The organism is Streptomyces sp. NPDC059853 (assembly GCF_042731495.1).
Taxonomy (GTDB): domain Bacteria; phylum Actinomycetota; class Actinomycetes; order Streptomycetales; family Streptomycetaceae; genus Streptomyces.
The window spans coordinates 1-7,168 of record NZ_JBHWJL010000268.1; the positions used below are offsets into that span (position 1 = coordinate 1).

Annotated in this window: 6 protein-coding genes; 4 read left to right on the forward strand and 2 right to left on the reverse strand. The window is 74.4% G+C overall.

Annotation, left to right across the window (positions count from 1 at the left end; all coding sequences use genetic code 11):
- Window positions 1–633: 633 nt before the first annotated feature.
- A complete protein-coding gene (locus ACFV5N_RS22245; RefSeq protein ID WP_385602613.1) occupies window positions 634–1,413 on the forward strand; it encodes a lipopolysaccharide biosynthesis protein in 780 nt (259 codons plus the stop codon).
- Between the two features lie 156 nt (window positions 1,414–1,569).
- On the opposite strand, the gene ACFV5N_RS22250 is transcribed toward ACFV5N_RS22245, so the two are convergent.
- A complete protein-coding gene (locus ACFV5N_RS22250; protein ID WP_385602616.1) occupies window positions 1,570–2,529 on the reverse strand; it encodes a zinc-binding alcohol dehydrogenase family protein in 960 nt (319 codons plus the stop codon).
- A 140-nt stretch (window positions 2,530–2,669) separates the two neighbouring features.
- On the opposite strand from ACFV5N_RS22250, the gene ACFV5N_RS22255 reads away from it, so the two are divergent.
- Window positions 2,670–3,293 carry a TetR/AcrR family transcriptional regulator gene (locus ACFV5N_RS22255; protein WP_385602619.1) on the forward strand — a complete coding sequence of 208 codons (624 nt, stop codon included), beginning with the start codon at window positions 2,670–2,672 and terminating at the stop codon, window positions 3,291–3,293.
- A 58-nt stretch (window positions 3,294–3,351) separates the two neighbouring features.
- Here ACFV5N_RS22255 and ACFV5N_RS22260 read toward each other — a convergent pair whose 3' ends face one another.
- Window positions 3,352–4,368 carry a glycoside hydrolase family 26 protein gene (locus ACFV5N_RS22260; protein ID WP_385602622.1) on the reverse strand — a complete coding sequence of 339 codons (1,017 nt, stop codon included), beginning with the start codon at window positions 4,366–4,368 and terminating at the stop codon, window positions 3,352–3,354.
- 110 nt (window positions 4,369–4,478) lie between these two features.
- Here ACFV5N_RS22260 and ACFV5N_RS22265 point away from each other — a divergent pair, with 110 nt between their 5' ends.
- Entirely contained in the window at window positions 4,479–5,774 is a 1,296-nt protein-coding gene (locus ACFV5N_RS22265; protein ID WP_385602625.1) for an ATP-grasp domain-containing protein, read from the forward strand.
- A partial coding sequence (locus ACFV5N_RS22270; protein WP_385602628.1) for an NAD(P)-binding domain-containing protein occupies window positions 5,759–7,168 on the forward strand: 1,410 nt, incomplete at its 3' end. The genes ACFV5N_RS22265 and ACFV5N_RS22270, both read left to right, overlap by 16 nt.

A 7,168-nucleotide genomic window follows, 5' to 3' on the forward strand; every position in this document is an offset into this window, starting at 1 on the left:
GTCGTCGAGCGGTCGGCGTCCGGGCTCCTCCTTGCGGGAGTGGTCCGGCTTGAGGTCAATCCCTGGCTGTTGAGGGTGCTGGTCGGTGTCCGTCGGCCGCTGTCGGCGCACCGGGCCGGGCGCGGTCTCGTCCGGTTGAAGCGTGAGCGCCGCGCGCGGCCGGCCACGGCTGTCCCGGGTCGCCCCCGCGGCGGCGCTTGCCGCGCGACGGCGCCGGACGCCGGTTCCGGACGGGACGAGGCGGAACGGGTCAGGGACGACGGGGTATCGGCGGACGGCGCGGAGAACGGCGGGGCGGCGGCAGGAGCGGAACAGCCCGCGGACGAAGCCCGCCCGGACAGCGGGCTCCCGCATCCGGCGGGCAGCACGGCCGACGCCACATCCGTTCAGGGAACGGCACCCCGTACGCGTCGCGGCCCGGAGCCCGAGACGTCACGGACGAGCCGGCCGGTAACCGGCGGCGTGCCGGCCGCGGAGGGCTCGTCAGCCGGGACCGCGAGCGTTCCGCCGGATGCCGCTGGAAAGGCCCGACCCGGCCGGGCGGGGCGGGACGCCCGGGAAGGGCTCGCCGCTCCGGCTGCCGCCCGGCACGGGAGGGACCGGCGGTTCCCGTCGTTCCGGCCGCGTGCGGCCGTGGCCCGTCTCCGTACCGCCCGGGCCGCCCGGTTCCGGCGGTCCTCGCGGAGAACACCGGCCCTCCTCCGTACCACCCGCACCACCTGGCTCCCGCCGGTCCCGCCGCTCCCGGCGAGCGCCCGGGCCGGCCTGCGCGCCGTTCGGGCGCGGCTCCCGCAGCCGCTGCCCGTGTGGTGGCCGCTGCTCCTGTGTGCCCTGGCCGGGACGCTGGGCGGCGCGGGGTACGGGCTGGTCGCCGACCGGGAGTACGCCGCCAGCGGTTATGTCGTCGTCCGGGAGGCGGAGGGGACCGATCCCGCCGCGGCTGTCGGGACGGCGCAGGCGTTCGGGCGGATCGCCACCGGGGACGCGGTCCTGACGACCGCTCAGGCGGACGCCGGGGTCACGCTCGCCGGGCTGCGCGGCGGGGTGCGGGCGGCCACCTCCCCCGACGCGCCGATGATCGAGATCACCGGTACCGCCACCTCCGGGGCGCGGGCGGCCGAGATGGCCAACGCCGTGGCCCGCGCGCTGATCGCGTACGGCAATGACGCGGCGGAGAGCACCGGGGCCCGCCTCGCCGTGTTCGCCGACGCCCAGCCGTCGGCCGCTCCCGTCTCCAGTACGCCGCTGGTGCGGACCGCGGTCGGTCTGGTGGCCGGTCTGGTGGTGGGGCTGCTGGTGCTGCTGGTGCGGGCGGACGGCCGCGGCCCGGCTCCGGCGGCCACCGTCGTGCCCGACCAGGCGCCCCGTACGTCCCGCTCACCCCGTACGCACCGTTCGCTCTCCTCCCGGTGAGCCGGGCCGGCCCGCCGCCTCGGCCCCGGTGCCCCCGGTCGTACGCGTCCTCCGGTTCCCGGCGCGGGGCGGAGCGGCTCGTCCCGGGGCGGTGCTCGCGGCTCCCGACCAGGCCGTAGCCGGCGAGGTCCGGATCGTCGCGGGGCGGCGGGTGTCTTACAGGAGGATGACGGTGCGCTCGCCGGGTGCTTCCTGGTGGGCCCAGGCCGCCTCGACCCGGTCGAGCGGGAACGGGTGCGGGCGCACGGCCATGCCGCCCGCGGCGATCGCGGCGACGAGTTCGGCGAACTCCCGCCGGATGACGTCCATGGGGACCGCTCCGATGCCGCTGCCCAGGACGCGGAACGCGTTGGAGCGCATGGCGTGTCCGGACAGCGTGATGGTGTCTCCGCCCATGCCGCCGATCTGTACCCAGTCGAGCAGCCGGGTGTGCTGGGTACGTGCGTCGAGGACGGCGCGCATGGCGAGCTCGGTGGGAGGCCCCCATACATAGTCGAGGACCACGTCGACCTCTGCGGCGGCCTCGGCGAGCGCGGCCGCGGTGGCGTCCTGGTCGGGGGCGAGGTGGACGATGTCGTCCGCGCCGTGCTCCCTGAGTTGGCCGAGGCGGGTGCGGTTGCGTCCGGCGGCGATCACCCGCGCCGCGCCGAGGTGCTTGGCGACCTCGACGGCCATCGAGCCGGCGTTGCCGGTGGCGCCGTGCACCAGGACCGACTGCCCGGCCTGGAAGGGGACGCGTGTCCGCAGTACGGTCCACGAGGACAGGGCCGGGTTCATGGTGGCGACCAGGAGTGCGGGGTCGGCTCCGTCCGGGACGGGGATGGCGGTCGCCGGGTCGATGGCGATGCGCTCGGCCAGAGAGCCCGCGCCCATCGGCATGACGAAAGCGAGGCTGCCGTCCGCCCGGCGGACTACGGCGTCGGCGCCGGCCAGGGCGGGCAGCGTTGTGGGGCTGGTGTAGTGCTTGCCGGCGGCGATTCCCTTGGTGGCACGGTGCACACCGACGGCGAGGACGTCCACCAGTTCCTGGCCGGGGGCGGCCTCGGGGGCAGGGATGGAGCGGAAGTGCGGCGGCTCGTCGAAGGACTCCACGAGCGCGGCATTGATCATGGACATGCGCGTTTCCTCTGTGCGGAGCACGGCGCCTTTAAGATACAGTGCCGTTTCTTATGTTCACCAGCGTATGGCTGCGTTTTCAGGTACGCAAGCGCATCCACCTACGGGGAGAATCCTCATGACAACGGACACCGGGGGTAGTGGTGAGTGAGCGGGGCACGGAGGGCACCCCCACCCGGCGCAGGGGCGCCGTCCTGGAGAACGCGATCACCGATGCCGCCTGGGAGGTCCTGGTCGAACTGGGCTACCACGGCTTCACCTACGAGGCCATCGCGGCACGGGCAGGAACCAGCAAACCGGTGCTCTACCGGCGCTGGCCGCAGCGCGAAGGGCTCCTCATCGCCACACTCGCCCGGCACTGGCGTCCACTGGACCTCCCCGACACCGGCAGCCTGCGCCACGACGCCCTCACCTTCCTGCGCACGGTCAACGCCGAGCGGCACCGCGCGGTGATACTGATGCGCGTCCAGCTGGCGGACTACTTCCGCGAAACCGGCACCGACTTCAGCGACCTGCGCGGCCGCTTGCGCCCCGGGGACCGGACGCCCCCCTTCGCGACGCTCGTCCGCCGCGCCGTCGAGCGCGGCGAGCTCACGGATGTACCGCGTCCCGAACGCGTGGTGAACCTGCCCTTCGACCTCGTACGCCACGACATGCTGATGACCATGGGAGCGGTGCCGGACGAGAAGATCGTCGAGATCGTGGACACGGTGTGGCTCCCCCTGCTCGGCCTGTCACCCCACGGCACGCACGCGGGACGGTGAGCCCCACCGGGCCGGCACACCCGGCACCGGCACCGGGAACTCCGTACGGGGTCCGCGCCTAACCCGCGCCCGGGCGGGGGCCGCGGCCCGGGTCCGGGTCGGTGGTGCCGGGGCGCGGGCCGCGTCCGGGGGCGGGTTCGGGGGATGCCGCCGACAGCGTGGCGCGGAACACCTCCGAGGAGGCCGGATTCTGGAGGCATTGCCATACGCCGTGCGGACAGTAATCACTGATGGTGTGATAAATGGGCTGGACGTGGTCGATCCATTCCAGCATCCGCCGCATGTACGTGGCGTTGTCCCCGTTGCGGAACAGACCCCATTCCGGGAATGACACCGGCTTTCCGCGTTCCGCCGCGAAATCCGCGTGGTATTGGAGTCCGTACGGCTGGCTGATGTGCTCGTCGAACGTTTCACCCGGCGGCTGGTCGTAGGAATCCATGCCGATGATGTCCACCACATCGTCCCCCGGATAGCACTGGTCCCAGCCGATCGCGTCCGTGCCCCTGTTCGGGGCGAAATCGAAACGGAACGCCTGCCCCGGTACGGCGCGCATCGTGGTGACAATGCGCCGCCAGTACAGCTTCCACGCCTCGGGGTCCGGCGCGCACCGGTGCGTGTACGTGGTCCCGTTCATCTCCCACCCCAGCACCAGCACCGCGTCCCCCAGCCCGGCCGCCACCAGCCGTTCGGCCAGCGTCGCGAAGTGGTGGTCGAACCCGCCCGACGCGCCGGCGCGCAGCAGTTCCCGCACCTCCTCGTCCGGCAGCTCGTCCTCGTTGCGCTCCAGCATCGGGACGTTCAGGACGAACAGCCGCTCCGCCTTCTCCCGCCGCCACTGTGCCCAGGGCGCCAGGAACTCCGGCCTGCCCTCGATGTTCGACCACAGGTCGCCCGGCAGGTAGGTGTGACCGACCGTCAGTTCCGTACCGCCCAGCCACTCCTCCAGCAGCTCCGAGCGATCCACCCCCTCCTGCCCGGAGCCCAGGAACGCGCCGAAGGACACAGCCGGGGCGGGCGCCACCGCGGTGGTCGCGGTCGCGAGCAGGAGGGTGGAGGCAACACCGAGTCCGAACATGATCCGAGATTTAGCACACCATCTCTTGAATGGGCCGCACGTAGGCATTCTGATAGGCCGATCGAGGCCGCTGCCGATCGTATGCGCGGGTACGGGGAATGATCGGGGGCATGTCGCCGCTCGATACCGGGGTGCCCGCGCTGCTCCTCCGCCTCGACCGCAATCCCTTTCACCACGGTTCGCTCGGTGCCGTCCGTTCTCTCGGCCGCGCGGGCGTGGCGGTCCACGCGTTCACGGAATCCCCCGGCGGCCCGCTCGCCCGCTCGCGTTTCCTGCACCGGGCGCATCCTTTTCCCGCCGTTCCGCCGGCCGATACCGCCGCCGTCGAACAACTGCTGCTGCGCACCGCCGACCGCATCGGGCGGCCCGCCGTCCTCTTCCCCATGGACGACGTCGGCGCGCTCGCCGTCGCCGCGCTCGCCGACCGGCTGCGCGGCGCGTACCTGCTGCCGCGGCTGCCGCCCGGCGCCGCCGAGCGGGCCGCCGACAAGGCCAGCCTCGCGCGGCTGTGCCGGGAGCTGGGGCTGGCGCACCCGCGCACGCTCGTCCCCGGGAGCCCGGAGGAGGTGACCGCCGCCGTCCGCGAGCTGGGGCTGCCGCTGATCGGCAAGTGGAGCCGCCCCTGGCTGCTGCCCAAGGACAGCGGACTGCGCAGCGCCGTCGTCCTCACCTCCGCCGCCCAGGCCCGGCGGCTGTACGCGGCGACCGCCCGGGCCGGCAGCCCGCTGCTGCTCCAGCGGCGGCTGCCCGGGGGCCGCGACGCCGACTGGTTCTTCCACGGCTGCTTCGGCGAAGGCGGCACCGCGCTGTACGCGGGCACCGGGCGCAAGGAACTGGCCTGGCCGGTACGGGCCGGCGCCACCGCCGTGGGCAGCTGGCGGGAGAACCCGGAGGTGGCCGACGCGGCCCGGCGGCTCGCGGCCCATCTGGGCTACCACGGCATCCTCGACCTCGACTTCCGCCGCGACGCCCGCACCGGCGCGTACCACCTGCTGGACGTCAACCCCCGTCCCGGCGCGCAGTTCCGGCTGTTCACCGACCCGTCCGGACTCGATGTGGTGCGGGCGCTGCACCTGGACCTCACCGGGCGGCCGGTCCCCGCCGCCCGCCCCGTGCCGGGCCGGACCTTCGTCGCCGAGCACTACGGGGTGCCGGCCGTGCTCAGCGCGCCGTCCCGGGGCGCGGCGGTGCTGCGGGGGCGGCAGCTGGAGACGGCGTGGTTCGCGGCGGACGATCCGGCGCCGTTCGCGGCGATGGCCGGCGGCTGGACGGCGCGGGCCGCCCGCAAGGGGTGGGGGCGGCTCTTCCCGGCGCCCGCCACCCGGCGCGCACCGCAGGCCCCCACCCCTTCACCCCAACGCAACCGAGCGAGAGAGAGCGGCGAACCCCGATGCACGACCTGGTAGTGGTAGGCGCCGGCCCGTACGGCTTGTCGATCGCCGCGCACGCGGCGGCGGCCGGTCTGGACCTGCGGATCCTGGGCCGGCCGATGGCGTCCTGGCGCGATCACATGCCCGACGGGATGTTCCTGAAGTCGGAGCCCTGGGCGTCCAACCTGTCCGACGCGGCGCGCCGGGACACGCTCGCCGCCTACTGCGCGGAGCGCGAGGAGCGGGCCGAACACGGCAGCCCGCTGCCGATCGAGACCTTCACCGACTACGGCATGTGGTTCGCCGAGCGGCTGCCGGTACCGGTCGAGGAGCAGAACGTCGTCTCGGTGACCCCGCACGGCGACGGCTTCCGGGTGGAGACGGACACCGGCGAGGTGATGCTGTCCCGCACGCTGGCGCTGGCCATCGGCGTCATGCCGTTCGTGCACCTGCCGCAGGCGCTGCGCGACCTGCCGGCCGAGCTGGCCACGCACAGCACCGGACACCGTGATCTGACCCGGTTCAAGGGGCAGGAGGTGGCGGTGATCGGCGCCGGTCAGGCGGCGCTGGAGACGGCGGCGCTGCTGATGGAGAACGGCGCGCTGCCCACCGTGGTGGCGCGGGCCGGCGCCCTCAACTGGAACACGGTGCCGCAGCCGCTGCGCCGCAACCCCGTCGCACGGCTGCGGGCCCCGCACAGCGGCCTCGGCACCGGCTGGAGCAGCTGGGCGTACTCGCGGGTGCCGTGGGCGGTGCGCCGGCTGCCGGAGACCACCCGGGTCAAGATCGCGACGACGGCCCTGGGGCCCGCGGGCGCCTGGTGGCTGCGGGAGCGGGTGGAGGGCGTGGTGCCGGTGCGGCTGGGGCACCGGCTGCGCCGCGCGGTGCGGATCGAGGACGGGGTGCGGCTCGAACTGGCGACGCCGGGTGAGGGGCGGTCGCTGATCGAGACGGAGCATGTGATCGCGGCGACCGGCTTCGTCCCGGATCTGCGCCGGATCGAGCTGCTGGACCCGGCGCTGCGGGACGGGCTGACGGCGGTGCTGGGCACCCGGGCGCCGCAGCTGGACGCGGGCTTCGAGTCCTCGCGTCCCGGGCTGTTCTTCGCCGGGCTGCTGGCGGCGCCGACCTTCGGGCCCTCGATGCGGTTCGTGTACGGGGCGTCCTTCACGGCCGGGCGGCTGGTGAAGGCGGTGCGGCAACGGCTGGCCAGGCTGGCGAGCATGCCGGGCGGGGTGAGCGTGCCGCGGCCGGCGGAGAGCAAGGGCGGGTCGGCGGCGGGGTCGGACGGGTCGGACGGGTCGGACGGGTCGGACGGGGCGTCGGCCACCGGCGTGACCGGCGTGACCGGTGTCACCGGTGCGGGGGAGCCGGCGGCCGGGGCCGCCGGGGTGTCCGGGCCGCGCCGGGACCGGGACGAGGAGCGGCAG

Excerpts from the sequence above, each read along its gene's own strand:
- ACFV5N_RS22265 (WP_385602625.1), top strand. The coding sequence starts at position 4,479 with ATGTCGCCGCTCGATACCGGGGTGCCCGCGCTGCTCCTCCGCCTCGAC.
- ACFV5N_RS22250 (WP_385602616.1), bottom strand. The coding sequence starts at position 2,529 with ATGTCCATGATCAATGCCGCGCTCGTGGAGTCCTTCGACGAGCCGCCG.
- ACFV5N_RS22260 (WP_385602622.1), bottom strand. The coding sequence starts at position 4,368 with ATGTTCGGACTCGGTGTTGCCTCCACCCTCCTGCTCGCGACCGCGACC.